Annotated in this window: 30 protein-coding genes; 14 read left to right on the forward strand and 16 right to left on the reverse strand. The window is 64.9% G+C overall.

Annotated features, from left to right (window positions below; translation table 11 throughout):
• Nucleotides 1-48: 48 nt before the first annotated feature.
• The 4 genes from D2N39_RS10575 (at nucleotide 49) to D2N39_RS10590 (ending at nucleotide 3,614) form a co-directional block, all read left to right on the forward strand.
• Nucleotides 49-1,290 carry an MFS transporter gene (locus tag D2N39_RS10575; protein WP_407645557.1) on the forward strand — a complete coding sequence of 414 codons (1,242 nt, stop codon included), beginning with the start codon at nucleotides 49-51 and terminating at the stop codon, nucleotides 1,288-1,290.
• 76 nt (nucleotides 1,291-1,366) lie between these two features.
• Nucleotides 1,367-2,026 carry a peptide-methionine (S)-S-oxide reductase MsrA gene (msrA, locus tag D2N39_RS10580; RefSeq protein WP_199725237.1) on the forward strand — a complete coding sequence of 220 codons (660 nt, stop codon included), beginning with the start codon at nucleotides 1,367-1,369 and terminating at the stop codon, nucleotides 2,024-2,026.
• 282 nt (nucleotides 2,027-2,308) lie between these two features.
• A complete protein-coding gene (locus D2N39_RS10585) occupies nucleotides 2,309-3,181 on the forward strand; it encodes a 50S ribosomal protein L11 methyltransferase (protein WP_119134753.1) in 873 nt (290 codons plus the stop codon).
• Nucleotides 3,182-3,275: 94 nt separating this feature from the next.
• Nucleotides 3,276-3,614 (forward strand): hypothetical protein, encoded by a 339-nt coding sequence (locus D2N39_RS10590; protein ID WP_119134754.1) that lies wholly within the window; start codon nucleotides 3,276-3,278, stop codon nucleotides 3,612-3,614.
• Nucleotides 3,615-3,750: 136 nt separating this feature from the next.
• On the opposite strand, the gene D2N39_RS10595 is transcribed toward D2N39_RS10590, so the two are convergent.
• The gene (locus tag D2N39_RS10595) at nucleotides 3,751-3,966 is read right to left on the reverse strand and encodes a DUF1127 domain-containing protein (RefSeq protein ID WP_119134755.1); all 216 of its coding nucleotides are present in this window, start codon (nucleotides 3,964-3,966) and stop codon (nucleotides 3,751-3,753) included.
• Nucleotides 3,967-4,287: 321 nt separating this feature from the next.
• Here D2N39_RS10595 and ruvC point away from each other — a divergent pair, with 321 nt between their 5' ends.
• The 5 genes from ruvC (at nucleotide 4,288) to ruvB (ending at nucleotide 8,319) form a co-directional block, all read left to right on the forward strand.
• Nucleotides 4,288-4,806, forward strand: a complete 519-nt coding sequence (gene ruvC, locus D2N39_RS10600; protein ID WP_119134756.1) for a crossover junction endodeoxyribonuclease RuvC — start codon at nucleotides 4,288-4,290, stop codon at nucleotides 4,804-4,806.
• Nucleotides 4,803-5,486, forward strand: a complete 684-nt coding sequence (gene ruvA / locus D2N39_RS10605) for a Holliday junction branch migration protein RuvA (RefSeq protein WP_119134757.1) — start codon at nucleotides 4,803-4,805, stop codon at nucleotides 5,484-5,486. Before ruvC ends, ruvA begins: the two co-directional genes overlap by 4 nt.
• 147 nt (nucleotides 5,487-5,633) lie before the next feature.
• Nucleotides 5,634-6,212, forward strand: coding sequence for a YceI family protein (locus D2N39_RS10610; protein ID WP_119134758.1), 579 nt, complete (start codon nucleotides 5,634-5,636; stop codon nucleotides 6,210-6,212).
• Between the two features lie 100 nt (nucleotides 6,213-6,312).
• A complete protein-coding gene (gene htpX / locus D2N39_RS10615) occupies nucleotides 6,313-7,233 on the forward strand; it encodes a zinc metalloprotease HtpX (RefSeq protein WP_119134759.1) in 921 nt (306 codons plus the stop codon).
• Between the two features lie 51 nt (nucleotides 7,234-7,284).
• Nucleotides 7,285-8,319 carry a Holliday junction branch migration DNA helicase RuvB gene (ruvB, locus tag D2N39_RS10620; RefSeq protein WP_119134760.1) on the forward strand — a complete coding sequence of 345 codons (1,035 nt, stop codon included), beginning with the start codon at nucleotides 7,285-7,287 and terminating at the stop codon, nucleotides 8,317-8,319.
• On the opposite strand, the gene D2N39_RS10625 is transcribed toward ruvB, so the two are convergent.
• From D2N39_RS10625 to D2N39_RS10635, 3 genes are read right to left on the reverse strand one after another with little or no spacing between them, the layout of a single operon-like run.
• Nucleotides 8,316-8,963: an HAD family hydrolase gene (locus D2N39_RS10625; protein ID WP_119134985.1), complete on the reverse strand. Its 648-nt coding sequence runs from the start codon at nucleotides 8,961-8,963 to the stop codon at nucleotides 8,316-8,318. The genes ruvB and D2N39_RS10625 overlap by 4 nt on opposite strands.
• Nucleotides 8,963-9,532 carry a 16S rRNA (guanine(966)-N(2))-methyltransferase RsmD gene (gene rsmD, locus D2N39_RS10630; RefSeq protein WP_119134761.1) on the reverse strand — a complete coding sequence of 190 codons (570 nt, stop codon included), beginning with the start codon at nucleotides 9,530-9,532 and terminating at the stop codon, nucleotides 8,963-8,965. Before rsmD ends, D2N39_RS10625 begins: the two co-directional genes overlap by 1 nt.
• Nucleotides 9,529-10,734 (reverse strand): NAD(P)/FAD-dependent oxidoreductase, encoded by a 1,206-nt coding sequence (locus D2N39_RS10635; protein WP_119134762.1) that lies wholly within the window; start codon nucleotides 10,732-10,734, stop codon nucleotides 9,529-9,531. The genes rsmD and D2N39_RS10635 overlap by 4 nt, the downstream gene beginning before the upstream one ends.
• A 90-nt stretch (nucleotides 10,735-10,824) precedes the next feature.
• Between D2N39_RS10635 and D2N39_RS10640 the strand changes: the two genes are divergently transcribed.
• Nucleotides 10,825-11,313 (forward strand): peroxiredoxin, encoded by a 489-nt coding sequence (locus tag D2N39_RS10640; protein WP_119134763.1) that lies wholly within the window; start codon nucleotides 10,825-10,827, stop codon nucleotides 11,311-11,313.
• A 20-nt stretch (nucleotides 11,314-11,333) separates the two neighbouring features.
• On the opposite strand, the gene D2N39_RS10645 is transcribed toward D2N39_RS10640, so the two are convergent.
• The 7 genes from D2N39_RS10645 to D2N39_RS10675 form a co-directional block, all read right to left on the reverse strand.
• A complete protein-coding gene (locus D2N39_RS10645) occupies nucleotides 11,334-11,702 on the reverse strand; it encodes a 4a-hydroxytetrahydrobiopterin dehydratase (RefSeq protein WP_119134764.1) in 369 nt (122 codons plus the stop codon).
• Entirely contained in the window at nucleotides 11,699-12,310 is a 612-nt protein-coding gene (locus tag D2N39_RS10650) for a glutathione S-transferase family protein (RefSeq protein WP_119134765.1), read from the reverse strand. Before D2N39_RS10650 ends, D2N39_RS10645 begins: the two co-directional genes overlap by 4 nt.
• Nucleotides 12,311-12,325: 15 nt before the next feature.
• Entirely contained in the window at nucleotides 12,326-13,486 is a 1,161-nt protein-coding gene (locus D2N39_RS10655) for a GNAT family N-acetyltransferase (protein WP_407645565.1), read from the reverse strand.
• A 61-nt stretch (nucleotides 13,487-13,547) separates the two neighbouring features.
• Nucleotides 13,548-14,318 (reverse strand): glycerophosphodiester phosphodiesterase family protein, encoded by a 771-nt coding sequence (locus D2N39_RS10660; protein ID WP_119134767.1) that lies wholly within the window; start codon nucleotides 14,316-14,318, stop codon nucleotides 13,548-13,550.
• The gene (locus tag D2N39_RS10665; RefSeq protein WP_119134768.1) at nucleotides 14,315-14,773 is read right to left on the reverse strand and encodes a RidA family protein; all 459 of its coding nucleotides are present in this window, start codon (nucleotides 14,771-14,773) and stop codon (nucleotides 14,315-14,317) included. The genes D2N39_RS10660 and D2N39_RS10665 overlap by 4 nt, the downstream gene beginning before the upstream one ends.
• Before the next feature lie 91 nt (nucleotides 14,774-14,864).
• Complete coding sequence (locus tag D2N39_RS10670; RefSeq protein WP_233557124.1) at nucleotides 14,865-16,127, reverse strand: HlyD family type I secretion periplasmic adaptor subunit; 1,263 nt, start codon at nucleotides 16,125-16,127, stop codon at nucleotides 14,865-14,867.
• 164 nt (nucleotides 16,128-16,291) lie between these two features.
• Entirely contained in the window at nucleotides 16,292-18,040 is a 1,749-nt protein-coding gene (locus D2N39_RS10675; RefSeq protein WP_119134769.1) for a type I secretion system permease/ATPase, read from the reverse strand.
• A gap of 172 nt (nucleotides 18,041-18,212) precedes the next feature.
• Here D2N39_RS10675 and D2N39_RS10680 point away from each other — a divergent pair, with 172 nt between their 5' ends.
• Nucleotides 18,213-18,977, forward strand: a complete 765-nt coding sequence (locus tag D2N39_RS10680) for an MlaA family lipoprotein (RefSeq protein ID WP_119134987.1) — start codon at nucleotides 18,213-18,215, stop codon at nucleotides 18,975-18,977.
• Nucleotide 18,978: 1 nt separating this feature from the next.
• On the forward strand, nucleotides 18,979-19,608 hold the full coding sequence (locus D2N39_RS10685) for an MlaC/ttg2D family ABC transporter substrate-binding protein (RefSeq protein ID WP_119134770.1): 630 nt from the start codon (nucleotides 18,979-18,981) through the stop codon (nucleotides 19,606-19,608).
• Between the two features lie 81 nt (nucleotides 19,609-19,689).
• Here the strand turns inward: D2N39_RS10685 and D2N39_RS10690 are convergent, their stop codons facing one another.
• Nucleotides 19,690-20,730 carry an NAD(P)/FAD-dependent oxidoreductase gene (locus D2N39_RS10690; RefSeq protein ID WP_119134771.1) on the reverse strand — a complete coding sequence of 347 codons (1,041 nt, stop codon included), beginning with the start codon at nucleotides 20,728-20,730 and terminating at the stop codon, nucleotides 19,690-19,692.
• A gap of 51 nt (nucleotides 20,731-20,781) precedes the next feature.
• Here D2N39_RS10690 and mnmD point away from each other — a divergent pair, with 51 nt between their 5' ends.
• A complete protein-coding gene (gene mnmD, locus D2N39_RS10695) occupies nucleotides 20,782-21,462 on the forward strand; it encodes a tRNA (5-methylaminomethyl-2-thiouridine)(34)-methyltransferase MnmD (protein ID WP_119134772.1) in 681 nt (226 codons plus the stop codon).
• Between the two features lie 36 nt (nucleotides 21,463-21,498).
• The gene (locus D2N39_RS10700) at nucleotides 21,499-22,392 is read left to right on the forward strand and encodes a DMT family transporter (RefSeq protein WP_119134773.1); all 894 of its coding nucleotides are present in this window, start codon (nucleotides 21,499-21,501) and stop codon (nucleotides 22,390-22,392) included.
• A 9-nt stretch (nucleotides 22,393-22,401) separates the two neighbouring features.
• Here D2N39_RS10700 and uvrC read toward each other — a convergent pair whose 3' ends face one another.
• From uvrC to D2N39_RS23110, 4 genes are all read right to left on the reverse strand, one after another.
• Nucleotides 22,402-24,285: an excinuclease ABC subunit UvrC gene (gene uvrC, locus D2N39_RS10705; protein ID WP_119134774.1), complete on the reverse strand. Its 1,884-nt coding sequence runs from the start codon at nucleotides 24,283-24,285 to the stop codon at nucleotides 22,402-22,404.
• 299 nt (nucleotides 24,286-24,584) lie between these two features.
• Nucleotides 24,585-25,379 carry an SDR family oxidoreductase gene (locus tag D2N39_RS10710; protein ID WP_119134775.1) on the reverse strand — a complete coding sequence of 265 codons (795 nt, stop codon included), beginning with the start codon at nucleotides 25,377-25,379 and terminating at the stop codon, nucleotides 24,585-24,587.
• Nucleotides 25,376-26,308 (reverse strand): calcium/sodium antiporter, encoded by a 933-nt coding sequence (locus tag D2N39_RS10715; RefSeq protein ID WP_119134776.1) that lies wholly within the window; start codon nucleotides 26,306-26,308, stop codon nucleotides 25,376-25,378. The genes D2N39_RS10710 and D2N39_RS10715 overlap by 4 nt, the downstream gene beginning before the upstream one ends.
• Before the next feature lie 9 nt (nucleotides 26,309-26,317).
• A complete protein-coding gene (locus D2N39_RS23110) occupies nucleotides 26,318-26,491 on the reverse strand; it encodes a hypothetical protein (protein ID WP_199725238.1) in 174 nt (57 codons plus the stop codon).

The raw sequence follows: 26,491 nt of genomic DNA on the forward strand, positions 1-26,491 counted from the left end.
ACAATTCCGCTCTCGCGCGATGCCCGGCACGGGCGTAGAACGGATGCCATGATAACGCGCATCCTGCCCCTTGCCGAAACCGGACATCTGCCGCGCTGGCGGCAACCCGTTTCGCTGCTGTTCCTGATGGCCGTCGCCATGCCGCTGGCCTTTTCCACATGGTCGGCGTTGCTGAACAACTTTGTCATCGAACGCGCGGGGTTCACGGGCGTCGAAATCGGCTGGCTGCATACCGTGCGTGAAATCCCCGGCCTGCTGGCTGTTGCCGTGCTGGCGATCCTGCTGCTGTTCCGCGAACAATCGGTCGCGGGCTGGATGCTGGTGCTGCTGGGTGTCTCGACTGCCGTCACCGCATGGTTCCCGACACTGGGCGGCATCATGATGATCACCTTTCTGTCCTCGGTGGGCTTCCACTATTTCGAGACAGTGAACCAGTCGCTGCAATTGCAATGGATCGACAAGGCCCGCGCGCCCAAGGTGCTGGGCTGGATCGTGGCCACCGGCTCGGCCGCCTCGCTGGTCGCCTATGCGGCGATCATGCTGACGTGGAAGACGCTGGGCCTGTCCTACAACAGCGTCTACCTTGCCTCGGGCGGGCTTTGCGCGCTGATCGCGGTGTTCTGCCTGATCGCCTATCCGCGCTTCGAGGCACCGCATCCGCAGCGTAAATCCATCGTGCTGCGCCGCCGCTACTGGCTGTATTACGCGCTGCAACTGATGGCAGGCGCGCGACGGCAGATCTTCGTCGTCTTCGCGGCCTTCATGATGGTCGAGAAATTCGGTTTCGGGGTCGAGAAGATCACCGCGCTGATGCTGATCAACTTCATCGCCAATATGGCGCTGGCGCCGCTGATCGGCCGCTTCATCGCGCGCTTCGGCGAACAGAAATCCATGCTGGTCGAATATGGCGGGCTGTTCTGCGTGTTCCTCCTTTACGGCGGGCTTTACTGGTTCGACTGGGGGCTTTGGCTGGCCGCGGTGCTGTATGTCGTCGATCACCTGTTCTTCGCCATGTCCTTCGCGCAGAAGACCTATTTCCAGAAGATCGGCGATCCGGCGGATATGGCGCCCACGGCGGCGGTGGCCTTCACCATCAACCATATCGCGGCGGTCTTCCTGCCAGCGCTGCTGGGCTATCTCTGGGTCACTTCGCCCGGAGCGGTCTTCGGGCTGGCGGCAGGCATGGCCGCGACCTCCTTCCTTCTGTCGCTGCTGGTGCCGCGCCATCCGTCACCGGGGAACGAGACCCGGCTGGGTGGCGGAACAGGCTGGGAACCCGCGGCTGCATGATCCTTCACGCCCGCGCGACTGTGCTGGCGCCGCGGCGCGGCTTTCCTATATTGTAATGCAATGACAGGAGGCGCCCATGCTGAACATGTTCAAGGCCGACAAGATGAAGATGGTGACCCCCGCCGATGCCCTGCCGGGGCGGGCGGAGCCGATCCCGACTGCCGAGACGCATTTCCTTAGTGGTCTGCCGCTCAATGCTGCCGTGCCCGAAGGCTTTGCCGAAGCGATGTTCGGCATGGGGTGCTTCTGGGGCGTGGAGCGCAAGTTCTGGCAAGTGCCGGGCGTCTGGCTGACCATGGTGGGTTATGCGGGCGGGTACACCCCGAATCCAACCTACAAGGAAACCTGCACGCAGTTGACCGGCCATAACGAGGTGGTGCGGCTGATCTACGATCCTGCTGTGGTCAGCTACGAGGATCTGCTGAAGCTGTTCTGGGAAAACCACGACCCGACGCAAGGCATGCGGCAGGGCAATGACATCGGCTCGACTTACCGTTCGGGGATCTACACCTATACCGAGGCGCAAACCGAGGCGGCGCAGGCATCGAAAGCGGCCTATCAACAGGCGCTGACCGCTGCGGGGCGCGGCCGGATCACCACCGAAATCCTGCCTGCGCCGACCTTCTTCTTTGCGGAAGATTACCACCAGCAATACCTGGCCAAGAACCCCGAGGGCTATTGCGGAATTGGCGGCACCGGCGTCAGCTGCCCCATCGGCCTCGGCGTCCGGGCCTGATTTCAGCAAGGCGGCGCCCCGAGGGTTTGCCTGTGTCTGACCTGCACCCGCGCCGCCGCCCGGCCTTCCGCCTGTGGCTGTCTCGCCCTTGCCGGATCTGATCGGGGCCGGAAAGCGGCGATGAGTATTTGGGCAAGAAGCAAAGTGCCGTTGCTTCTTGTCGGAAATACTCCGGGGGTCCGGGGGCTGGCCCCCGGCGTGGCGGGCCGGGTGCAAGCGTGGCTTGACCCTTGCGCCGTCGGGGTCTATCGCGGCGGAAGCCTGCCTGAGAGGAACCGCAAGATGCCGACTTATTCTGCCCTGACGACCTTGATGGGAGAAGATGCCGCCGAGGCGCTGGCCGAGGCGGTGGAAAAGCTTGACCCGGCGCCCGTGGGCATTGGTGTTTTCGAGATCGAGGATGACTCGGGGCTTTGGGAGGTCGGCGCCTATTTCACCGAAAAACCCAATGAGGTGATGCTGGAGGTTCTGGCGCTGGCGTTCGAGGCACGGCCTTTCGCGCTGTCGGAATTGCCAGAGATCGACTGGGTGGCCCATGTGCGGCGCGAACTGGCGCCGGTCGAGGCGGGGCGCTTCTTCGTTTACGGCAGCCATGATGCTGACAAGGTGCCTGCGGATCGCATCGCCCTGCAAATCGAGGCGACCGTGGCCTTTGGCACCGGCCACCATGGCACCACGCTGGGCTGTCTGCGCGCCTTTGACCGGCTGTTCGATGCCGGGTTCAGGCCCGCCAAGGTGGCGGACATCGGTTGTGGCACGGCCGTTCTGGCACTGGCTGCGGCTTCGGTTCTGCCGGAAGCGGTGATCCTTGCATCGGACATTGACCGCGTGGCTGTGGATGTCGCCGAGGCGAATGTGGCGATCAATGGTCTGGAGGGGCGCGTCGACTGTCTGGAAGCGGCGGGGTTCGCCCATCCGCGTCTGGCCGAGGCCGCGCCCTTCGATCTGATCTTCGCCAATATCCTGAAAGGGCCGCTGATCGAACTGGCACCAGATATGTCGGCGCATGCGGCCGATGGTGGCATCGCGATTCTCTCGGGTCTGCTGGTGGTGCAGGCCGAGGCGGTGACCGCGGCCTATCAGGCCGCAGGTTTTACGCTGGAAGCCCGTGAGGACATCGGGGAGTGGTCTACGCTGGTGTTGAAAAAGGGCTGAAACAGGGCGATCCCTTTCGGATTGCCCCAATATTGCCACATTTCGGCCTTAAGTGGGTCGCTCGGTGGGGGCCGTATCGTGGAGTATGTGTGGTATGGCCGAACAGGATCTGAGCGAGTTTTACGCGCGTGTTGCGCGTGTCGAAAAAGCGCGTGTAAAAGGATATGGCTTTGAAGCGGATGGAACGCTTGGCCGCTCCTATTATTATCGCCCCCGGCAGCGTCGGCGCCGCATTCTCGGTCCATTGTTGATGCTTGGCCTGTGCTTCTTCGGTCTGAAAGGCGCAATGCACCACCAGATTGGCAGAGACTCCTTTCAGAACCGCGTTGTCGCAATGCAGGCCGCGCAGGGGTTTGAGCGTTTCGGCGGCTTCCTGATGCAGGCTGATCCGGTGACGCTCTGGATTTCCGAACAATTCGACAAATATCTCTGAGCAGGGCCCTTCATCGGGGCCTGCAACCTGTCCGGAAATGCCGGGCATTGCTGATGCCGGATACCAAAAAGGCCGCGTCCGTGAGGAGCGGCCTTCGGCATAGCAGCGGGCGCGATGCGCCCGATCCGGCGACGGATCAGTGGCTCAGCTTGGAGCCGATCTGGTCGATGTCGCCGCGGCACAGCCCGATATCGTCAAGCTCGCGGTCCGACAGCTTGCCCAGTGCGTTGCGGGTCACGCGCGCGTCGTTCCAATCGGCGACGGCGGCGAACAGGTTGCTCACGAACTGCACGAAGCGGTAGGTGGAGATGGCGCCAAAGGGCGCCGTACGGGTCGTCTCATAAGCGGCCATGGCGGTGTTCCTCGTTTCAAAACTGCCTAGATCGAAGGCATCCGTGCCTTCGATGCGTCAAATAATCTTGCTGCAGGTGCAAAGCAAGCGAGGCAAAGGCATGGCCCACATGCAGAAACCGCATGGCTCGGCCGCTGCGGTGGACAGGGTTATGACAGTGCCTTGCGAGGGGCGCGGGCGATCGTCGCCTTCATCAGCCGGATAGTCGCAAATATGCGAAATTCATACCCCGGCCTGCGCGGGATGCAAGCCCGAATTGATCTTTGCGGATGTTCTTCTTTCGTGCTAGTTTGGGGAAAATGCAGAACAAAAGGCGCGGGCATGCGGGTATTGGGCATTGATCCGGGGTTGCGGAACCTCGGGTGGGGCGTGATCGAGGTTTCCGGCACGCGAATCGTCCATATCGCCAACGGCATCTGCCATTCCACACCCGGAACGGGTGACGGGGATCTGGCGCAGCGGCTGTGCAGTCTGCATAGCCAGTTGACCGAGGTGCTGCGCACCCATGCGCCTGATACGGCGGCGGTGGAACATACTTTCGTCAACAAGGATGCCGTGGCCACGCTGAAGCTGGGGCAGGCGCGGGGCATCGCGCTGCTGGTGCCGGCGCAATTCGGGCTGACAGTGGGGGAATATGCGCCCAATGCAGTGAAAAAGACTGTGGTGGGCGTGGGGCATGCCGCGAAGGTTCAGGTGGATCACATGGTGCGGCTGCATCTGCCGGGGGTGAAGATTGCCGGTCCCGACGCGGCGGATGCGCTTGCGATTGCCATTTGCCATGCGCATCACTGTCAGTCGAGCGGCCGGCTGGAGGCCGCATTGCGGAGGGCGGCAGGATGATCGGCAGGATTGCAGGCCGGATCGAGTGGCGCGGTGCCGATCATGTGCTGATCGACGTGCGCGGCGTTGGCTATATCGTCCATGTCAGCGACCGCACTTTGGCGGCGCTGCCCGGTGTGGGGGAGGCCTGCGCGCTTTATACCGAACTGCTGGTGCGCGAGGATCTGCTGCAACTCTTCGGTTTTCCGACCATGCTGGAAAAGGAATGGCATCGCCTGCTGACCACCGTGCAGGGGGTGGGTGCCAAGGCTGCCATGGCGATTCTGGGCACGCTGGGGGCCGAGGGCACGGCGCGGGCGATCACCTTGGGCGATGCACGCGCCATTCAGGCAGCGCCCGGCATCGGGCCAAAGATCGCACAGCGTGTTGTGCTGGAGCTGAAATCCAAGGCCCCGGCGATCATGGCGCAGGGCAGCAGCCTGATGGCAGAGGCCGTGGTGACGGAAGAAGAGGCCGCACCCGCGCCTGCTGTCAAGGCAAAGCCCGCCCGCAGTGCACCGGCCCGGCCTGCGGTTGCCCGTGCGGCCTATAGTGCGGATGCGTTGTCGGCGTTGCTGAATCTCGGTTACGGTCAGGCCGATGCGGCGCAGGCCGTGGCCACGGTCTCGGGAGAGGCGCCCGAGGCCGATACGGCCGAACTGATCCGAAAGGCGCTGAAGCTGCTGATGCCGAAAACCTGAGCCATTCAAGGGCTCTGACCTGCTTTTGATGTTCGGCAGCGAACAGACCCTGTTCGCAGGCAGCGAATTGTGCACAGAAGGCGCGCCGTGCCAGTTTCTGCGCATGCAGCATGTGCTGCCCGACCTTGCAAACAGACGGAGTTTCTGATGATCCGCCTTTCCACCCTGTCGCTTCTGGCCGCGCTGTCCGCTGCCCCCGCCATGGCCGCGCCCGAGGCCTATGTGCTTGACCCTTCGCACAGCCAGATCGTGTTCAGCTACAACCACCTTGGGTTCTCGACCACCACGGGCATGTTCTCGGGTTTCGACGGCAATATCAGCTTCGACGCCGAAGATCCGGCGGCCTCCAGCGTCGAAGTGTCCTTCCCCGTCCGCACCATGCTGACCGGCTGGCAGGAACGCTTTGACCATTTCATGTCGCCCGATTTCTTCAATGCGGCTGACGACAGCGCGCTGGTCACCTTCAAATCGACCGGCATCGAGGTGACGGGCGAGAAAACCGCCAAGATCACCGGCGACCTGACGCTGAACGGTGTGACCAAATCGGTGGTTCTGGATGCGGCGCTGATCCAGGCGGGCGAGCATCCGATGGCGAAGAAGCCGTGGATGGGCTTCACCGGCACCACCACGCTGAAGCGCACCGATTTCAACCTCGGCATGTTCGCTCCCTATGTTGGGGACGATGTGACCGTGGAAATCTCGATCGAGGCGATGAAGGCGGAATGACGCCTGCGGGCAAAACGATTGAGGCCGGTTAACGGCCTTGGGGGGCGGGCCTTGTCCGCCCCTGTCCTTCGCCCCATATCGCTGGGCGCGGAGGTGTTCGATGAACGGTTATTTCAAGACGGCCCTGTTGATGGCGGCGATGACCGCCTTGTTCATGGGCCTCGGTGGCCTGATCGGCGGATCGTCCGGCGCGCTGATCGCGCTGGTCTTTGCCGGCGGGATGAACCTGTTTACCTGGTGGAACAGCGACAAGGCGGTGCTGTCGATGACCGGCGCGCGCGAGGTCGACGCCCGCAGTGCGCCAGATTTCGTGGCGCTGGTGCATGATCTGGCCGATGGCGCCGGGATGCCGCGCCCCAAGGTGTTCATCATCGACACAGATCAGCCCAATGCCTTCGCCACCGGCCGCAACCCGGAAAATGCCGCCGTGGCCGCGACCACGGGGCTGTTGCGGCGGCTCGACCGGCAGGAAATCGCGGCGGTGATGGCGCATGAACTGGCCCATATCCGCAACCGCGACACGCTGATCATGACCGTAACCGCCACCATGGCCGGGGCCATTTCAATGCTGGCCAATTTCGCCTTCTTCTTTGGCGGCAGTCGGGATCGTGAGGGCGGCGGCGGGTTGATCGGCGGAATTCTGGTGATGATCCTCGCGCCGCTGATGGCCGGTCTGGTGCAGATGGCGATTTCACGTTCGCGCGAGTATGAGGCCGACCGGATCGGGGCCCAGATCTGCGGCCATCCGATATGGCTGGCCTCGGCCCTGCGCAAGATCGAGGCTTTTGCCAAGGGGATCGACAATCCCCGCGCCGAGGCGAACCCGGCGCTGGCGCATATGTTCATCATCAACCCGCTGCACGCCCATGCGCGCGACGCGCTGTTTTCCACCCATCCGAATACTGAAAACCGGGTGGCGGCGCTGATGGCGCTGGCGGGGCAGGGGGCGACGGCGGCCCCGGTGCAGGCGACCCGTGCCTCGTCGATCCCGCGCAGCGGGCGGCGCGGCCCCTGGGCCTGAGGCGCGCCAATCCGCTTGCCAAATCACCGCCGTTCGGGGATTGTTCCGGGCATGACCCAGCCCGATCCCGCCCTTCGCCCCGACCGCCTGCCCGAGGACGCCGACCGCGCCCTGCGCCCGCAGGTGCTGGATGATTTCGTGGGGCAAGCCGAGGCGCGGGCCAATCTGCGCATCTTCATCGAAAGCGCGCGGATGCGGGGCGAGGCGATGGATCATACGCTGTTCCATGGCCCGCCCGGCCTTGGCAAGACCACGCTGGCGCAGATCATGGCGCGCGAACTGGGGGTGGGGTTCCGCATGACCTCTGGCCCCGTGCTGGCGAAACCCGGCGATCTGGCGGCGATCCTGACCAATCTGGAACCGCGCGACGTGCTGTTCATCGACGAGATTCACCGCCTCTCCCCCGTGGTGGAGGAGGTGCTGTATCCGGCGATGGAGGATTTCGCGCTCGATCTGGTGATCGGCGAGGGGCCGGCGGCGCGGACGGTGCGGATTGACCTGCAACCCTTCACGCTGGTGGGGGCAACCACGCGGCTGGGTCTCTTGACCACACCGCTGCGCGACCGTTTCGGTATTCCGACCCGGCTGCAATTCTACACCGAAGACGAGCTGGACCATATCGTCACCCGCGGGGCCCGTCTGCTGGGGGTCGAGCCGCTGGCCGAGGGCACGCGCGAGATTGCACGTCGTGCGCGCGGCACCCCCCGGATCGCCGGGCGTCTGTTGCGCCGGGTGGTGGATTTCGTGACGGTCGAAGGCGACGGGCGGCTGACCCGCGCGATTGCCGACCGGGCGCTGACCCGGATGGGGGTTGATAACCTTGGCCTCGACGGCGCAGACCGGCGTTACATGCTGCTGCTGGCCGAGAACTACGGCGGCGGCCCCGTGGGGGTGGAGACCATTGCCGCCGCGCTGTCGGAAAGCCGTGATGCCATCGAGGAGGTCATCGAGCCTTACCTGCTGCAACAGGGGCTGATCCAGCGCACACCGCGCGGGCGGATGCTGGCGGCAAAGGCGTGGCGCCATATCGGCCTCGCCCCGCCGCAACCGCAGCAGACTGCGCAGGGCGGCTTGTTCGACCTTTAATCCAGTCCCAGCAGAGTGGGCAGATCGGCCATGGTGCGGAAGATCACCGCGCCTTCGGCTGCAAGCGCGGCACCATCGCCCTGCGGCGCGAAGCCCATGCAGCGCATCCCCGCCGCGCGGGCGGCGCGGGCGCCGGTCGGGCTGTCCTCCACCACCACGCAAGCGGCGGGATCGGCCCCCAGCGCGCGGGCGGCATGCAGGTAAAGATCGGGCGCGGGCTTGATCATCTTCAGGTCGATGCCGGAAAACATCCGCCCCGCCAGCCGTGCGGCCAGCGCCGGATACTGGCCGATGGTCACGCCCATCTTGCGCCCGGTTCCGTTCGAGCCGATGGCATAGGGCACCCCCGCCGCATCCAGCCGGTCCAGCACGTCCAGAATGCCGGGGATCAGCTGCGTGCCCTCGGCCAGCCGGGCGTAAAGCCGCTCATAGAAGTCCGCCGCCCAGCCGTGTGGGATGTCGGCGCCAAGCTCGGCGGCGCGCAGGCCCACTTTTTCAACTGTGCCGCCCAGAAACAGCCGCTCCATCTCGGCATGGGTCAGCGGCAGGCCACGCGCGGCCAGATCTTCGGCCAGCATGTCGAAGGTGGGGCCTTCGCTGTCCACCACCACGCCGTCGCAATCGAACAGAACCGCCGCCGGGATCATACTGCCCTCAGAAGTGTGATGACCGTATCGCCATAGGCACGCTGGTCGATCTGTTCGAACCCGATGGGGGGCAGGGGGGCGGCGCTTTCTTCCCAGACGACGACCGCGCCGGGCGCAAGCCAGCCGCCCGCCACGCAGGAGGCCAGTGCCTGTTCGCCCAGACCTTTGCCATAGGGCGGGTCAAGAAAGACCAGCGTATAGCCAGCGCCCCGGTTCGGCCCCATGCGCGTTGCATCGCGGCGCCAGATATCGGTCTGGCCCATGGCGCGCATCAGCTCGATATTCCGACGCAGCAACGCGCGCGCGGCGGTGCCGTCATCGACGAAGGCAACGCGGGCCGCCCCCCGGCTCAGCGCCTCAAGCCCCAGAGCGCCGGTTCCCGCGAACAGGTCCAACACCCGTGCGCCTGTCACAGGATCGCCCGTTTGCGCGATGCGGCCGTTGACCAGCAGGTTGAAGATGGATTCCCGCACGCGGTCGGTGGTGGGACGCAGATGCGCCGCCGCATCGCCCGCGCCCACCTCGGCCAGCTTCAGCCCCCGGAACGTGCCGCCGATGATCCTCATGCCTTCAGCAGCGCCTTCAGGTCGGGCGTGTCCACCACCGCCTCGGGCGCGGGGCTGCGGCCCATCTCGATCAGCCGCTTGCCGACCATATAGGCCCGCGCGTCGTTCATGGCATCCACGGCCAGCAGCCGGTCGCCCGCATAATACCAGAAGCTGACCGCAGCACCTTCGCCCTTGCGGGTGACGATGTGGTCATAGCCGGTATTGAGCCCGGCAATTTGCAATTTGCAGTCATATTGATCCGACCAGAACCACGGCTTTGCAATGTAGGGTTGCCCAGCGCCCAGCATATTGGCGGCCACGGCCTCGGCCTGATCAATGGCATTGCCCACCGATTCCAGTCGCAGCCGCCCCGTTCCATGCGGGAAAGAGGCGCAATCGCCCGCCGACCAGATATGTGATTGGCTGGTCAGACCCGTGGCATCGGTGCGGATGCCGTTTTCGATGGCGCAGCCCGCCGCTTCGGCCAGTGCGGTGATCGGCTGGATGCCGACGCCGACGATGACGAAGTCGCAGGGCAGCTCATTGCCATCGGCCAGATGTGCGGAGGTCACGCGGGTTTCGCCTGCCAGCCGCGCAAGGCCCACGCCCTCGCGGATCGTGACGCCATGCGCGCCGTGCAGGGCGCGGAAATAATCTGCGGTTTCGGGCGCGGCGACACGTTGCAGGATGCGCGGCGCGGCCTCGATCACCGTGACATGAAGCCCCAGCTTCGCGGCCACTGCCGCCGCCTCCAGCCCGATATAGCCGCCACCCACGATCACGACGCGGCGGCCGGGCTGAAACTCGGCCCGCATCGCATCGACATCGGCGAGCGTGCGCACGGTATAGACCCCCGCCAGATCGCCCCCGATGGCGGCAGGCAGGCGGCGCGGCACAGATCCGGTGGTCAGCGCGAGTTCATCATAGGTGAGGGTTTCGCCGCCGACGGTCAGGGTGCGGGCGCTTGCGTCGATGGCGGTCACGGCTTCGCCCAGCCGCAGGGTGATGCGGTTGTCGGCATAGAAATCGGCGCTGCGCAGCCAGAGCCGTTCTTCCTCCATCTCGCCCAGCAGATAGGCCTTGGACAGCGGCGGGCGCTGGTAGGGCGGGGCGGGTTCCTCGCCGATCAGCGTGATGTCGCCCTGAAACCCCAGTGCACGCAGCTTTGCCACCAGCGCGGCCCCGGCCTGACCCGCCCCTACCACCACGAAATGCGCCATGCCATCTTCCTCCAACGCCGCCTCTGGCCCTGTCTTGCGGCGGACCCTATATCTGGCGCTATCGGTAACGCAACGCGCGAGGGACGTGAAATGACGATTTCTGAGGGAAGCCGCCTGCCGGATGCCACTTTGCTGGCCATGGGCGCCAACGGGCCGGAGGCGGTGGAGCTTGCGCCGAAGCTCAAGGGCCGCAAGGTTGTGATCTTCGGTCTGCCGGGGGCTTATACTGGCGTCTGCACCACGGCGCATGTGCCGAGCTTCATCCGCACCAAGGACAAGTTCGCCGGCAAGGGCGTGGATGAAATCATCTGCATCTCGGTCAACGATCCCTTCGTGATGAAGGCCTGGGCCGAGGCGACGGGCGCGGCCGAAGCCGGGCTGACCTTCCTTGGCGACGCGGATGCCAGCTTCACCAAGGCCATCGGTCTGAACTTTACTGCACCGCCGGCGGGTCTGATCGACCGGTCCAAACGCTATGCGCTCTATGCCGAGGATGGCGTGGTCAAGGTGCTGCATCTGGAAGAAAGCCCCGGCGTCTGCGAAGCCTCGGGCGGTGAGTCGCTTCTGGCGGCGATCTGAGCCTTTCGGTCCGGGCGGGGTCAGCCCTGTCCGGGCCGGGTTTCGCAAAGGCAGGCGGTGCGGCTGGCGTGATCGTGTTCCACGACGGCCGATCCCGCCAGCTTGTCCATCCGGTTGGCAAGCTTCACATCCAGATCGGACAGGCCGCCGCAATCATGCGTGGTCAGCGTCACATCCACGATGTTGAAGGCGTTGAACCATTCGGGGTGATGGTTCAGCCGTTCCGCCGCCAGCGCCGCCCGGGACATGAAGCCCCAGGCTTCGGAAAACCCCTTGAACCGCCAGATCTTGCGGATTGCATCGCGCCCTGGCACCGGCTGCCAGCCACTTTCCATCAGCAGGGGCAGGGCGGTGCTGCGGGCGTCATCGTGCAGCGGGGGCATTGTCATGCTTTTTGCTCCATCAACGCATCATCTGCGGCCTGCGCCCGTGTCGCGGCCGGGCGGTCAGCGATCCGGGTCCAGTATTCACGGAAGGCCGGGCGGTCGGGCAGGGTGCCAAAGCGCAGGCCCCAGCCGATCTGCGAACCAAGATAGACATCCACCGCCGAAAAGCGGTCACCCGCGAAATAGGGTGCCTCGGTCAGCCGATGTTCAAGCGTGGCCACGACATCTTCAAGCGAGCCATATCCGGCCGTGCGCTGACGTTCGGGTGGCACAACGAAGCCGAGCGCCGTGTTGGTGACGGCCTGTTCCACCGGGCCCGCGCCAAAGAACATCCAGCGATAGAAGGCCGCGTGATCTGTGGGCATCATTCCGGCATCGGGAAAGGCATCGGCCAGATAGGTGCAGATCGCCGCGCATTCGGTGACGATGCGACCATGATGGCGCAGCGCGGGCACCTTGCCCATCGGATTGATCGCCAGATAGTCAGGCGCCTTCATCGTGGTGCCATAGACCAGCAACTGCGCCTCGTAGGGTTCGCCGATCTCCTCCAGCATCCAGCGGGCAATGCGTCCGCGCGACATCGGGTTGGTATAAAGTGTCAGGGCGGTCATGCGGTATCCTCGGGGTCAGTCGTCCTGTGCGGGGCCACGGCGGAAGGGGCCATAGGCTGTCAACACCTCGATTTCTTCATCCACAGCGGCGCGTTCGCGTTCAAGGTAGTCCGCCACGGCACGCGCGAAAGCGAGGTCGGCGATCCAGTGCAGGGAATGCGTTTCCACTGGCAGATAGCCGCGCGCCAGCTTGTGTTCGCCCTGTGCCCCGGCCTCCACCCGGCTCAGACCCTGCGCAATCGCCCAGTCGATCGCCCTATGGTAGCACAGTTCGAAATGCAGGAAGGGGTAATCTTCCACGCAGCCCCAGTAGCGGCCGTAAAGCGTGCTCCGTCCGATGAAATTCAGTGCCCCGGCCACGGGGCGGCTGCCGTCGAAAGCCAGCACCAGCAGCACGTCATCGCGCATGGTCTGCTGGATTCGATCAAAGAAGTCGCGGGTCAGATAGGGGCGCCCCCATTTGCGACTGCCGGTGTCCTGATAGAAGGTCCAGAATGCCTGCCAGTGTTCCGGGCGCAGTGCGTCGCCGGTCAGGTTTTCAATGCGTAACCCGTGGGAATTGGCCACGGCGCGTTCCTTGCGCAGGGCCTTGCGCTTGCGCGAGGCCAGGGTGGCCAGAAAATCCTCGTAGCTGGCGAACCCGTCGTTCTGCCAGTGGAATTGCTGGGTCAGGCGCGGCATCAGCCCCATGGCAGCGCCGGTTTCCGCCTCGGCTTCGGTGCAGAAGGTGGCATGCAGCGAGGACAGTCCGTTCTGTTGCGCCACCCGTGTCGCGCCCTCGATCAGCGCGGCCATGCCCGCGGCCTCCTCGCCCGGCAGGGTCAGGAAGCGCCGCCCGGTGGCGGGGGTGAAGGGCACCGCGATCTGGAGTTTGGGGTAATACCGCCCGCCCGCCCGCTCATAGGCTTCGGCCCAGCCATGATCGAAGATGTATTCGCCCTGGCTGTGGGATTTGACGTAAAGCGGGGCGCCAGCGATCAACTGCCCCCCACGATGCACCAGAAGCGGCCGGGCCAGCCAGCCGGTGCCGGGGCCGGTGGACCCCGATGCCTCCAGCGCCAGCAGGAAGCGATGTGTGGTGAACGGATCGTCCGGGCGCCCCGTGCCGGGCGCGGCCAGCGCGTCCCAGTCAGCGGCCGGGACGGCGGCGATGCTTTCGGCCAGAGTGACGGTCAGGTCGGACACGCGGTCCCTCGATCATGGTTACGCACAGCAGATGCGGCGCGGCGCGCGCCGGTCAAGCCTTCGCGGCCAGATATCCCTCGAAGGTGATGTTGTCGGCGATTTTGCGGGCTGTTGCCTCGGCTTCGGGCGACCGGATGGTCCAGCACAGGATCGCAGCGCCCTCGGCCTTCAGTTCCGCCACGCGCGGGCGGGACAGATCAGCAGCCTCGTGGCTGATGAAGCTGGCGCCGGTGCGGTCGTAATCGGGGATGCCGCGCAGCCGGTCGCACAGGGCTGGGGACAACGGTGCATAGGACACCGGGTCATAGCTGCCCGTCGTCAGCCCGCGCGGCAGATCGGGGCAGAGCCGGGCCATTTCGGCCACGCTGTCAGGGTTGAAGGACATCAGCGCCACTGGCCCGTCATAGCCCGCCAGCGCCGCAGCCGTCGCCTGTTCCAGCGGGCCGATGCGGCCTACGGGGGACAGCATCTGATCCTTGATCTCGATCAGCAGCGGCACCCGGCCCGCGACCAGAGCCAGAACCTCTGCCAGTGTCGGCACCGTTTCAGCGGTGCCAAGAAGGGTCATCGCACCCAGTTCTGCCGCCGTATGATCCGCGACCCAGCCCGCCTCCCCGGTCAGGCGCGGCAGATCCTCGTCATGGAATACCATGGCCACACCATCCGACGACAGTTGCAGGTCAATCTCGATGGCATAACCCGCGTCCATCGCGGCGCGAATGGCCGCGCGGCTGTTTTCCGGCCGCCCCGCCGTGCGGTCATGCAGGGCGCGATGGGCGACAGGCAGGCGCAGGAAGGCGGGGGGCAGCGGAATGCGACTCATTTCAGCTCAAAGATCGCGTCGATTTCAACGGCAACGCCCAGCGGCAGCGCGGGGGCCGAAACGGCGGCGCGGGCGTGGCGCCCGGCATCGCCCAGCACCGCGACCATGAAGTCAGAGGCGCCGTTGATGACCTTGGGCTGATCCGTGAAATCAGGGGTGGAATTGACGAAACCGCCCAGCTTCACCAGCCGTTTGATGCGCGACAGATCGCCGTCACAGGCTTTCTTGGCCTGTGCCAGCAGCGAGATGGCGCAGGCGCGCGCGGCGGCGGCGCCCTGTTCAACGGTGAAATCCGCACCCAGCTTGCCCTTGATCGGGCCATTCGCATCGGCGCTGACTTGGCCCGAAACATGCAGCAGGTTCCCGGCCAGCACGAAGCCGACGTAATTGGCAACCGGCGCGGGGGCGTCGGGCAGGGTGACGCCGAGTTCGGCAAGACGGGCTTCGATGGTCATGGGAACCTCCTGTTCAGTCGCGCCGGAGGCTAGCGCCAAGCGAAAGGGGCGGCAAGTGCCGCCCCCGTCCTGTTCCGGTGTTTCCGCGACTTCAGGTCTCGCGGAAGGCGCGGTTGAAATAGTCGGTGAAGGGTCTCAGCAGATAGGCCAGCGGGGTCTGGTCATGGGTACGGATGAAGGCTTCGACCGGCATGCCGGGCAGCAGCGTCAGCCCCTTCAGCTTTTCAATCTCGCCCGGCTCCAGCACGATTTCGGCGCGGTAATAGCTGGCCTGACTGCGTTGATCGGTCAGGGCATCGGCCGAGACCAGTGCGATACGCCCGGTCAGTTCCGGTGTGGTGCGCGAGTTGAAGGCCGAGAAATGCAGCCGCGCCTCTTGCCCGGCATAAACCTGGTCGATGTGGATGGGCGAAACCTGCGCGGCGATGACCAGCGGGCGGTCCTGCGGGATCAGGTAAAGCACCGGATCGGCCGGACGGATGACCGAGCGCGGCGTGGTGACCTGAAGTCCCAGTACCACACCCGACACCGGCGCGCGAATCTCCAGCCGTGAAATCCGTTCGGTCAGTGCACGGCGGCGTTCCGCCAGTTCCAGTTCCTGATAGCCGATGTCCCGAAGCTGGGTATTGGCTTCTTCGCGGCGCGAGGCACCGAGGCGCAGGATTTCAAGCTCGATCTCTGACGCACTTTCACCGGCCTGTGCCTTCGACGCCTCAAGCTCGCCCACCTGACCGCGCAGCCGCGCCTCTTCGCGTTGCAGGGCCAGAACGCGGCTGGATTGCGCCAGACCCTTCTCCAACAGGGATTGCTGGTCGGCCAGTTCCTTCTGGATCAGGTCAAGCTGGGTGCCAAGCGCCTCGGCCTGCGCCTCGATGCCGGTCATCTGGCTGGTGATCTGGGCCCGGCGTTCTGCCAATTGGCCGATCTGCTTGGACAGTGTGTCGGCGCGGGCGTCGAACAGATGAACCTGCCCGTCCATCTGCTCCTGCACTTCGGGGCGGGTTTCGGCCGCGGTGACAAGCTCGGCGCTGAAAACGATCTTCGTCTCGTCATCCCGTTCGGCGGTCAGCCGGGCGCGGCGGGCCATGATCTCGTAAAGCTGGTTCTCGACGATGGTCAGTTCGGAACGCAGGACAGTGCCATCCAGCTTCAGAAGCAGATCGCCTGCTTTCACATTATCGCCGTCGGCAACGGCAATGGTTTCCACCACGCCGCCATCGGGATGTTGCACCACTTGCCGGTGGTTTTCGACCTCGATCTGGCCATGGGCCACCACGGCGCCTGCGATATTGGTCGTCACCGCCCAGACGCCGAAACCGCCGAAGAGGATGGCAAAGGCCGCGAAGCCCAGCATCACATAACGGCGGGGCGACCACGCGCGAGCGGTATCTTCCGCGCCAGCAGGTGCCGGGGCGGGGCGGGCGGCGGGGGCGGGGCGTGCCATCGCGGTCTGCGCCGCGGCGGCAGGAAGCGGCGCCTTGGCCTTGCCTGCGCCTTCGGGCGGGGTTTGGGGTTCGCTCATGTCACGCCTCCGGGGCCGGCATTCTTGACGATTTCAGTGTGGTTCTTCACCATGTCGCGCAGCACCTGATCGCGCGGCCCGAAGGCGCGGCGGGTGCCGTCTTCCATCACCAGCAGGAGTTCGCATTCCTGAATGGCGGCAGGGCGGTGAGCCATGATGAGGATGGCGCAACCCGCGTCCTTCATCGACCGGATCGCCGCGTTCAGCGCCACCGACCCCTCGTTGTCGAGGTTGGAGTTCGGCTCGTCCAGCACCACGATGACCGGATCGCCATACATGGCGCGGGCAAGGCCAATGCGCTGGATCTGGCCGCCGGACAGTCGCCCGCCAAGGGCCGAAACCCGGGTGTCATATCCGTCGGGCAGCTTGACGATCATGTCATGGGCGGCGGCCTTGCGCGCTGCCTCCACCACTTTCAGCCCGTCGGGGTTGCCCTGAAGGCGGGCGATGTTTTCCGCAATCGTGCCGTCGAACAGCGTCACGCGCTGCGGTAGATAGCCGATGTAGCTGCCCAGTGTATCGGGGTCGTATTGATCCAGCGCCGCGCCATCCAGCCGCACCTTGCCGCCTGCGGGTTTCCATGCTCCGATCAGTGCGCGGGCCAGCGTGGACTTGCCCGAGCCGGATGGCCCGATGACACCCAGCGCCTGACCCGGCTGCAACTGGAAATTCACCATGCGCAGCGTGGCGAAGCTTTCGCCAGGCGGCACCACGGTCAGGTTCTGCGCCTCCAGATTGGCCTTCGGGCGCGGCAGTTGCGTGCGCGGCGGCTCCACCGGAACACGGGTGAACAGTTCGGCCAGACGGTTCCAGCCCTCTTGTGCACGCTGCACCACGGCCCATTGGCCGATGGCCACCTCGATCGGTGACAGCGCGCGGCCCATCAGGATGGACCCGGCAATCATCGCCCCGGCCGACAACTCGCCCTTCAGCACCAGCCAGGCGCCAAGGCCCAGCATGGCCGATTGCAGGAACAGGCGGAACGTCTTGGTCAGAACCGAGAAGGTGCCGCCCAGATCGGCGGCGGCAATGGTTTGCGCCAAAGCGGTGGCGCGTGCCTTTTGCCAGCGGTCAAAGCCCGCTTTCTGCATCCCCAGGGCCTGCACAACCTCGGCCTCTGCCTTGAGGTTGTCGGCCATGCGCTCGGCCACGATGGTGGCGCTGTTGGCGCGGTTCAGCGGCACTTTGGTCATGCGCTGGTTCAGGATGGTCACGAAGACGAGGATGATGCCGCCGATGATGGCCAGCCATCCCATGTAGGAATGAAAGACGAAGATCGCGGCGATGAACAGCGGCGTCCATGGAATGTCGAACACGGCCAGCAGCACTGGCGAGGTCCAGAGCCGCTGCACCGCCTCCAGATCGCGCTGGGCGGCGGTGGCGGTTGGGTCGTTCGGGGCCACCTGCGACCGGCGCAGCGCCGCTTCGAACACGCGGCGGTCCAGCCGGGCCTGAAAGGCCGCGCCGACCCGCGCCATGATGCGGCCGCGCGCGTGATCCAGCACGCCCATCATGATGAAGAGAAAGATCACCAGCGCCGAAAGCGCCACCAGCGTCGGTTCCGACCGGCTGCCCAGAACGCGGTCATAGACCTGAAGCATATACAGCGGTCCAGTCAGCATCAGCACGTTGACCACAACGCTGAACAGGAACACCGCAAGGATGACAGCATAGGATTCGCGTCGCGCTGCCCTGAGTTCGGCCAGACCGGGGGCGACGTTCACCGAAAGCTCTGGTCGGCTCATAATTGCCTGCTCCTTTTGCATTGGCTGCGTTAGCCGCTGCCGAATTCTTTTACGTCACCTGCGCGCCGCGCTTTGCGGTTGTCAATGCCCGGCGTGCGGCTTATCCCTTGCGTTCTGGCCCTGAAGACTATCCGACAGGGCGCGGAATGGACGCGACACTAGGCTGATGGTGATGGTTTTTCCATTGAATTCTTGTATCTGGAGCAAATCGGCGATCCGCATCTCGGTGGTTGGTCTGTCTGTGGCGATTCTTTCGGCCTGCGCCGCGCCGCCGCCGCCCACCGAGCCCTATGACCCCTATGAAAAGACCAACCGGGCCTTTCATTCGGTCAATCTGGGGCTCGACAAGGCGCTGGTGCGGCCGTCTTCCAAGGCTTATGGCGCCATCATTCCGGGGCCGGTCAAGACCGGGGTATCGAATTTCGCCTCGAACCTCGATCTGCCGGGGGATGCGGTGAACGGTGCCCTTCAGGGCAACCCGGAACGCTTTGTAACCAATGTGTTGCGCTTCGCCGTCAACTCCACAATCGGCATCGGCGGACTGTTCGATCCGGCCGGAGCGATGGGCGTGCATCAAAGCAAGACCGATTTCGGCGAGACGCTGCATGTCTGGGGCGTGGGCGAGGGCGCCTATGTCGAACTGCCGGGCATCGGTCCCAGCACAGTGCGCGATACCGTCGGAACGGCGGTCGATGTGGTGGCCAATCCTGTGCGGCTGGTGCTGCCGACGCCCGAAAGCTATTACGCCACGGCGGCGAAGGTCGGTTCAAAACTTGGTGATCGGGACCGCTATTCCGAAACCATCGACTCGGTCCTATATGACAGCGCTGACAGCTATGCCCAGGCACGGCTGCTTTATCTGCAGAACCGCCGGTTCGAGCTTGGACAGCAGGCCGACGCTGGCGGAGATGGTTTCATCGACCCCTACGAGGAGTGACATGGCTCATCCCGTTCTGAACCGCCGCGCCTTCGCTGCGACCGCCCTTGCCGGTGCCGCCTTTGTTGCCATTCCCGGTGCCGCCTTTGTTGCCATTCCCGGTGCCGCACTGGCGCTGGACCTGAACTCGGCCCGCGCGCTGATCGACCGGGCCATCGGCGATGTGAACAAGGTGATCAACTCGGGCAAGCCTGAAGCCGCCATGTTCAAGGATTTCGAGGCGATCTTCGCTCGTTATGCCGATGTGAACGCCATCGCGCGTTCGGCTCTTGGTCCGGCGGCACGATCTGCCAGCCCGTCGCAGATGAAGAATTTCACCCGCGCCTATCAGAGCTATATCGGCCGCAAGTATGGCCGCCGCTTCCGCGAATTCATCGGTGGCACGATCGAAGTGGTGGATGCCAAGCCGCTGAAAAGCTATTTCGAGGTGATCTCGGTCGCGCGTCTTCGGGGCGAGGCGCCGTTCGACCTGCGTTGGCATGTGTCGAACAAATCCGGCAAGGATCTGTTCTTCAACATCATCATCGAAGGCGTAAACATGCTGGCCTCTGAACGCGAGGAGGTCGGCGCCATGCTGAAGAAGCGCAAGGGGGACATCGACGCGCTGATCGGCGATCTGCAATCGGCCTGAAACCTGCGCGGGGCCAGCAGCCTCGGAATTTGAGTATTTTTGCAAGAAGCAAAGGGGGGCCGGTGGCGCCCCTTTCGCATGTCAGAGGCTGTCTTCGACACGGAAGCCTTCGGGGATGCGGTCGCGGCTGTCGAGCAGCAGATCGGCCATGGTGGTGGCGACCTTGGGGGCCATGCCGAAGCCGATCTTGAAGCCGCCATTGGCGATGAAATGGCCGGGGCGGCCGGGCCAGGGGCCAAGCATCGGCGCGCGGGATCGCGCGCGCGGGCGCAGGCCAGCCCAGCGTTCCAGCACAGGGGCACCTGTCAGGCAGGGCAGGGCGCCCAGCGCGCGGGAATGCAGGGCGTCCAGTTGCGCATCGGTGGTTGCGGGATCGTCGAAGCTGTTTTCCGAAGTGGAGCCGATGGCAACCGTGCCGTCTGCATGCGGGATGATATGCAGACCGCTGGCATAGATCTGCGGCGCATCGGGGGCGGGGTAGCGGAGGCTCAACGCCTGGCCCTTCACCGCGCCGCCGATGGGCTTGCCAAGGGCCGCGCCGAGTTCCGTCAGACCTGCCACCCCGGTCGCGTGCAGGACGATGCCTTGTTCCGGGGCTTCACCGATGTGAATCTCGCCGCCTTTCGCGGTGACGGCGGCGGCCAGTGCGGCGGCGGCCATGCGCGGGTGCAGGCGGGCCGAGAGCGTGTCGTGGATCAGCAGGCCCGTCGGGCTGACAGGCTCCCAAGCCGCGCCGGTGGCCTGGATAACCTGCCATGTGGCGCGGCCTTGCCAGAGGTCTGCCGCTGTTGCCTCGCGTGCCCGCGCCGTCTCGACCGCGCGGGCATCGGGCAGGGCTTGCAGACGCCCGACGCGGCCATAGCCGGTCGGCAGGCCGGAGGTTTCTGCAACCACGGTCCAGAAGCTTTCCGCCATCAGCAGGCTTTCCAGCTGGAACCGTTTCTTGGTGTTCCACTGGTCGGGCATATGCGGGCTGAGCGCGCCGACCAGCCCGCCCGAGGCGCCCGCCCCGATGCGTGCCGCCTCGATCAGACGGACCTTTGCGCCGCGCCGGGCCATTTCCCAGGCGCAGGCGAGGCCGAAGATGCCGCCGCCCCGCACCGTCACATCGCAGCTTGCCATTCGCCGCTCCTTTCCGCAGTGTCGCGCCGATCTGCCATAGGACAAACCGCCATGCCGGACCAGAGCCCCGAGGCCCCGACCCTTGACTGGCGCGATGGGGTCATCCCCGTTTCGACCCGGTTCGATGACCCGTATTTCAGCCTGAACGACGGGCTGGCCGAGACGCGGCATGTGTTCCTGCACGGCAACCGTCTGGAGGCGCGGCTGTGCGATGGCTTTCATATCGCCGAACTGGGCTTCGGCACCGGGCTGAACCTGTTGGCGGTGCAAATTCTCTGGGGCGCGATGGGCGCGCCGGGTGTCCTGCACTTCACCAGTTTCGAGGCGTTCCCGATGGAGGCCGAGGACATTGCCCGCGCGCTGGCACATTTCCCCGAGGCGCGGGCGGTGGCGGGGCCGTTTCTGGACCAATGGGCCGAGGGGCGGCGGGTGCTCGATCTGCCGGGCATTCGCGCCCAAATCATTACGGGCGATGCCCGCCAGACCCTGCCGGCATGGCAGGGCGCGGCGGATGCCTGGTTCCTCGACGGTTTTTCCCCGGCGAAGAACCCCGAACTGTGGTCCGACGCCCTGATGCAGGCGGTGGCCGATCATACGAAACCGCAGGGCAGCTTTGCCACCTATACGGCGGCCGGGCATGTGCGCAGGGCCTTGCAGGCGGCGGGGTTTCAGGTAGAGCGGCAGCCGGGGCATGGCCGCAAGCGGCATATGACCGCAGGCTGGCGGGTCTGAGGCCACGTCACCTTCCCTTGGGAAAAGGATCATCCGATGGCCGCCGCCTTTCGTGCGCAGCAGAATACCCGGCTTGGCATCCTGCTGATGTCGGCGACATCGTTCGTCTTTGCGCTTCAGGACGGGATTTCCACCCATCTTGCCGGGCAATACAATGTCTGGATGGTGGTGATGATCCGCTTCTGGTTCTTCGCGGCCTTTGCCATGGCGCTGTCGTCGCGGCGGCCGGGGGGCATTGGCGGGCAGTTGCGCTCGCATCACCCCTGGCTTCAGGCGCTGCGCGGCACGCTGCTGGTGGCCGAGGTCTGCATCATGGTCGTCGCCTTCATCAAGCTGGGGCTGATCGCCACCCATGCGGTTTTTGTCTGTTATCCGCTGCTGGTGGCGGCGCTGTCCGGCCCGGTCTTGGGCGAGAGTGTCGGCTGGCGACGGTGGACGGCGATCGGTGTGGGCTTCATCGGCGTGCTGATCATTCTTGAGCCCGGCGTTGCGGTCTTCAGCCCCTGGGCGCTGGTGCCACTGCTTTCCGCCTTCATGTTCGCGCTTTACGGGTTGCTCACGCGCTATGTGGCGCGGGGCGACAGTGCGGGCACCAGCTTCCTTTGGACCGGGATCATGGCCGCGGTGCTGATCACGCCGCTGGGCCTGTGGTTCTGGCAGCCGATGGCGCCGGAGGACTGGATCTGGATGGGCCTGCTGTGTCTGACCGGGGCAGGGGCGCATTTCATGATGATCAAGGCTTACGAGGTGGCCGAGGCCAGCGACATCCAGCCCTTCGCGCTGCTGCAACTGGTGTTCATCGCCATTCTGGGTCTGACTGTGTTCGACGAGGAGTTGCGGCGTAATGTGGTGGTCGGCGCGGCACTGGTCATTGCGGCAGCGCTGTTCACCCTGCTGCGGGCGCGGGCGGTGGCGAAACAGGCGGGCTGAGCGCGCGGCTCAGCCCTTTTCGTGAAAGAAGTCGTGGATCTGCTGCGCCAGCGCCTCGGAAATGCCGGGCACGGCTGTCAGATCCTCCACCGCCGCGCGGGTCACGGCCTTGGCGCTGCCGAAATGCGCCAGAAGCGCCCGCTTGCGGGTGGCGCCGACCCCCGGCACCTCGTCCAGCGGGGTCGAGGTGGTGGCCTTGGCGCGTTTCGCGCGATGGGCGCCGATGGCCCAGCGGTGCGCCTCGTCGCGCAGGCGCTGGATGAAATACAGCACCGGATCGTTCATGCGGAGCGCGAAGGGTTGCTCGCCGGGGCGGTGGAATTCCTCCTTGCCGTGGTCACGGTCGATGCCCTTGGCGACACCGATGAAGGGCAGGTCGTCGATGCCCAGTTCGGCCATGATCTCGGCCACCGCCGAAACCTGCCCCGCGCCGCCGTCGATCAGCAGAAGGTCGGGCCATGCGTCGGTCTTGCGTTCCGGGTCTTCCTTCAGTAGGCGTTCGAACCGGCGGGTCAGCACCTCTTTCATCATGCCGAAATCGTCGCCCTGCGCGCCGGCCTCGCCCTTGATGTTGAACTTGCGATACTGGCTTTTCAGAAACCCTTCGGCTCCCGCGACGATCATGCCGCCGACGGCATGGGCGCCCTGAATATGCGAGTTGTCATAGACCTCGATCCGCTTGGGCGGGGCTTCAAGGTCAAACGCCTCGGCCAGCCCTTGCAGAAGCCGGTTCTGCGTCGTGCTTTCCGCCATGCGCCGCGCGAGGCTTTCGCGGGCGTTGCGATGGGCGTTTTCCACCAGTTCGGCCTTCTCGCCCCGCTGCGGCACGGCGAGCTCCACCTTGCGGCCCGCACGATCAGACAGAAGTTGCGTCACCAGATCGGGGTTTTCGACCGCATGGCTGAGCAGGATCAGCCGCGGCGGTTCCTTGTCGTCGTAGAACTGGCTTAGGAACGCCTCCAGAATTTCCGGCTCCTCGGCGCCCGCGCCGGTTTTCGGGTAGAAATCCTTGTTGCCCCAGCTTTGGTTGCCCCGGATGAAGAATACCTGAACGCAGGCCTGCCCGCCCTCCAGATGCAGGGCGACCACATCCGCCTCGGCCACGCCACGCGGGTTGATGCCCTGCGTCGTCTGCACGGCTGTCAGCGCCTTGATCCGGTCGCGCAGGGCTGCGGCGCGTTCGAATTCCATCGCCTCCGATGCCTCGGCCATGGCCTTGGCCAGATCGGCCTGAACGCTGGTGGATTTGCCATCCAGAAACCGCGTGGCATCGTCGATCAGCGCGGCATAATCGGCCTCGCTGATACGCCCCACGCAAGGTCCCGCGCAGCGTTTGATCTGGTAAAGCAGGCAGGGCCGGGTCCGGCCGGAAAACATTACGTCCGAGCAAGTGCGCAACAGGAACACGCGCTGCAACTGGTTCAGCGTGCGGTTCACCGCGCCCGCGCTTGCGAAGGGGCCGAAGTAGCGGCCCTTGTCGCTGCGCTTGCCGCGATGCTTGCGGATCATCGGGAAAGGGTGGTCGGTCGGAATCAGGATGTTCGGGAAAGACTTGTCGTCCCGCATCAGCACGTTGTAGCGCGGCTTCAACTGCTTGATGAGGTTCTGTTCCAGCAGCAGCGCCTCAACTTCGGTCCGCGTGGTCAGGAACATCATTGACGCGGTTTCCGAGATCATCCGCGCGATCCGCCCGGAATGCCCCGAGGGCCGCGCATAATTCGACACCCGTGCCCGCAGGTTGCGGGCCTTTCCGACATAAAGAACCTCGTTCTGGGCGTTCAGCATCCGGTAGACGCCGGGCGAACCGTCCAGCGTTTTCAGATGGTCCTGAATGACCTCATGCCCGGTTTTTACCGGCGCGGTTTGCCTGTCGTCCTGCACGGAAAACCCCATATTGTGGATGTGCCGATTCCCCGCCTCTCGCTGCAATGATAGCGGAGCGGGGGCAAGGGGAAAGCTGTCCCCAGTTTCTGTGGATAAGTTTGCGGAGAAAATCCCGAACCATCCGATTTTCCCTTGTATTCAGGCGGCTTCCTTGGGTTGCCCAAAAAATAGGCATGTTTTCAAGCTATTGTTATTAAATGAAATAAAATTATCCGCTTGGCAAATATCTGAAAAATCAGGGTTTTCTTGACGGGTGTGTAAACGGATTGTGAAAAGTGGACAAGTCGTCGCAGCAGTTTGCCGTAGGGTCACTCAACCCCAAGGATGTCGGGGGTTTTCCAGCCCAGATGCTGCCCGCCGTCAACGCAGATCAACTGCCCTGTCACCGCCTCGGCATCCAGCAGATATCCCAGCGCGGCGGTAATGTCGGCGGGGTTCGCGCCACGCCCCAGCACGGTGTTCGCACGCTGCCGGGTGAAGTGGTCAAGGCTTTGCCTCGCGCCCTGCATTGTCGGACCGGGGCCGATGGCATTGACCCGGATGCGCGGCGCCAGCGCCTGCGCCGCGGTCTGCGTCAGTGTCCAGAGCGCAGATTTCGCCAGCGTATAGGTCATGAATTCGGGGGTCAGCTTGCGAACCCGCTGGTCGATCATGTTGACGACCAGCCCGGTCGCCAGCGGCTCGCCCGCTGCGTCATGCGCGGCCTCGGGCGCCTGTGCGGTGAAGCCCTGCATCAGCACGAATGGCGCGCGCAGGTTGCTTTCCATATGCCGGTCCCAGCTTGTGCGGCTGGCGCTTTGCAGCGTGTCATACTCGAAGATTGAGGCATTGTTGACCAGAACACCCAACTGTCCGCCCAGCCCCTCGGTCGCGCGCGCGACCAGCGTTTCTGTCTGCGCCTCATCCAGCAGATCGGCTTGAAGGGCGATGGCCTGCCGACCCAGTGCCTCGATCTGTCGCACGGTTTCGGCGGCACCATCGGCGCTGCCCGCGTAATGCACGGCAACATCATAGCCGCGCCCGGCCAGATACAGCGCCATGGCCTGACCCAGCCGCTTGCCCGCACCGGTAACCAGCGCCCGTTTGATCTGTGGCCCCGTCATGCGATCAGCACCGTCATGTAGGCGATATAGGCGCCGGTCAGCAGCACGCCCGCCAGCTTGCCAATGTCACGCCGGAAATAGATGAAAGGCACCAGCAGCAGCGACACCGCCAGCATGACCCACAGATCGAACCCGAGGATCTGCGCGGGCACCTGCATCGGGGCAATCACGGCGGTGACGCCAAGGATCGACAACAGGTTGAAGGTGTTCGAGCCGATCACATTGCCGATCGCGACATCCGCCTGTTTGCGGAAGGCCGCCATGACCGAGGTGACCAGTTCGGGCAGCGAGGTGCCGATGGCGACAAGCGTGAGGCCGATGACTGTCTCGCTGACCCCCAGCGCGCGGGCGATGTTCACCGCGCCCTCGACCAGCAGGTTGGCGCCGACCGCCAGTCCGACGAGGCCCAGCAGGATGAAAGCCGCGATTTTCCAGAACGGCATGTGGTCATCGGCGCCCAGCAGATCGACCTCGGCGGCGGCGCGATGGGCGCGGGCCTGACGGATGTTGTCCCATATCGACAGGGCAAGACCGGCCAGAAGGATCAGCCCGTGCCACCATGTCAACGGCCCGACAAAGCACAGCGCCGCGAACAGCAGCGAGGCGGCCATCATCACCAGATAGCCGCGCCGGGTGTCGATCTGGCTGGTGTGGATGGTGGTGATCAGCGCAGGCAGGCCGAGAATCAGCAGGATATTGGCGATGTTGGAGCCGACGACATTGCCAAGGGCAATCCCGGCCTGCCCCTTCAGCGCCGCCTGGATCGACACCAGCAGTTCCGGCGCAGATGTGCCGAAAGCAACGACGGTCAGGCCGACGATCAGCGCCGGAATACCCAGACGCAGCGCCAGCGCCACGGCGCCCTTTACAAGGCCATCGCCACCGAAGACCAGCAGCGCGAGGCCTCCGGCCACATAAAGCAGATCCATCCCCACGTCTTACCCCTTGTTCCGCGCCGTGCCGCAGGGGCAGGGGCCATTGCCGATCCGGTGCCGCCCGCAGCGCGGGCAGGTTACAGGTTTTGACAGCCGCTTGCGGCCGCCCAGTTGCTTGAACACCATGGCCAGTGCCGCCATGCCCAGAAGGAAGAGAAGAACAACCTTCACCAGCAT

This window comes from Gemmobacter lutimaris, assembly GCF_003570715.1.
GTDB classification, from domain to species: domain Bacteria; phylum Pseudomonadota; class Alphaproteobacteria; order Rhodobacterales; family Rhodobacteraceae; genus Gemmobacter; species Gemmobacter lutimaris.

Bases quoted from the DNA above. Each gene is read 5' to 3' on its own strand.
- uvrC (WP_119134774.1), bottom strand. From the start codon at position 24,285: ATGGGGTTTTCCGTGCAGGACGACAGGCAAACCGCGCCGGTAAAAACC.
- D2N39_RS10650 (WP_119134765.1), bottom strand. From the start codon at position 12,310: ATGACCGCCCTGACACTTTATACCAACCCGATGTCGCGCGGACGCATT.
- D2N39_RS10710 (WP_119134775.1), bottom strand. From the start codon at position 25,379: ATGACGGGGCCACAGATCAAACGGGCGCTGGTTACCGGTGCGGGCAAG.
- msrA (WP_199725237.1), top strand. From the start codon at position 1,367: ATGCTGAACATGTTCAAGGCCGACAAGATGAAGATGGTGACCCCCGCC.
- D2N39_RS10575 (WP_407645557.1), top strand. From the start codon at position 49: ATGATAACGCGCATCCTGCCCCTTGCCGAAACCGGACATCTGCCGCGC.
- D2N39_RS10640 (WP_119134763.1), top strand. From the start codon at position 10,825: ATGACGATTTCTGAGGGAAGCCGCCTGCCGGATGCCACTTTGCTGGCC.
- D2N39_RS10610 (WP_119134758.1), top strand. From the start codon at position 5,634: ATGATCCGCCTTTCCACCCTGTCGCTTCTGGCCGCGCTGTCCGCTGCC.
- D2N39_RS10700 (WP_119134773.1), top strand. From the start codon at position 21,499: ATGGCCGCCGCCTTTCGTGCGCAGCAGAATACCCGGCTTGGCATCCTG.
- D2N39_RS10675 (WP_119134769.1), bottom strand. From the start codon at position 18,040: ATGAGCCGACCAGAGCTTTCGGTGAACGTCGCCCCCGGTCTGGCCGAA.
- D2N39_RS10635 (WP_119134762.1), bottom strand. From the start codon at position 10,734: ATGGCGCATTTCGTGGTGGTAGGGGCGGGTCAGGCCGGGGCCGCGCTG.
- D2N39_RS10660 (WP_119134767.1), bottom strand. From the start codon at position 14,318: ATGAGTCGCATTCCGCTGCCCCCCGCCTTCCTGCGCCTGCCTGTCGCC.
- D2N39_RS10595 (WP_119134755.1), bottom strand. From the start codon at position 3,966: ATGGCCGCTTATGAGACGACCCGTACGGCGCCCTTTGGCGCCATCTCC.
- D2N39_RS10715 (WP_119134776.1), bottom strand. From the start codon at position 26,308: ATGGATCTGCTTTATGTGGCCGGAGGCCTCGCGCTGCTGGTCTTCGGT.
- D2N39_RS10680 (WP_119134987.1), top strand. From the start codon at position 18,213: ATGGTTTTTCCATTGAATTCTTGTATCTGGAGCAAATCGGCGATCCGC.
- D2N39_RS10670 (WP_233557124.1), bottom strand. From the start codon at position 16,127: ATGCTGGGCTTCGCGGCCTTTGCCATCCTCTTCGGCGGTTTCGGCGTC.
- ruvA (WP_119134757.1), top strand. From the start codon at position 4,803: ATGATCGGCAGGATTGCAGGCCGGATCGAGTGGCGCGGTGCCGATCAT.
- htpX (WP_119134759.1), top strand. From the start codon at position 6,313: ATGAACGGTTATTTCAAGACGGCCCTGTTGATGGCGGCGATGACCGCC.
- ruvB (WP_119134760.1), top strand. From the start codon at position 7,285: ATGACCCAGCCCGATCCCGCCCTTCGCCCCGACCGCCTGCCCGAGGAC.
- D2N39_RS10585 (WP_119134753.1), top strand. From the start codon at position 2,309: ATGCCGACTTATTCTGCCCTGACGACCTTGATGGGAGAAGATGCCGCC.
- D2N39_RS10685 (WP_119134770.1), top strand. From the start codon at position 18,979: ATGGCTCATCCCGTTCTGAACCGCCGCGCCTTCGCTGCGACCGCCCTT.
- mnmD (WP_119134772.1), top strand. From the start codon at position 20,782: ATGCCGGACCAGAGCCCCGAGGCCCCGACCCTTGACTGGCGCGATGGG.
- rsmD (WP_119134761.1), bottom strand. From the start codon at position 9,532: ATGAGGATCATCGGCGGCACGTTCCGGGGGCTGAAGCTGGCCGAGGTG.
- D2N39_RS10690 (WP_119134771.1), bottom strand. From the start codon at position 20,730: ATGGCAAGCTGCGATGTGACGGTGCGGGGCGGCGGCATCTTCGGCCTC.
- ruvC (WP_119134756.1), top strand. From the start codon at position 4,288: ATGCGGGTATTGGGCATTGATCCGGGGTTGCGGAACCTCGGGTGGGGC.
- D2N39_RS10665 (WP_119134768.1), bottom strand. From the start codon at position 14,773: ATGACCATCGAAGCCCGTCTTGCCGAACTCGGCGTCACCCTGCCCGAC.
- D2N39_RS10645 (WP_119134764.1), bottom strand. From the start codon at position 11,702: ATGACAATGCCCCCGCTGCACGATGACGCCCGCAGCACCGCCCTGCCC.
- D2N39_RS10590 (WP_119134754.1), top strand. From the start codon at position 3,276: ATGGCCGAACAGGATCTGAGCGAGTTTTACGCGCGTGTTGCGCGTGTC.
- D2N39_RS23110 (WP_199725238.1), bottom strand. From the start codon at position 26,491: ATGCTGGTGAAGGTTGTTCTTCTCTTCCTTCTGGGCATGGCGGCACTG.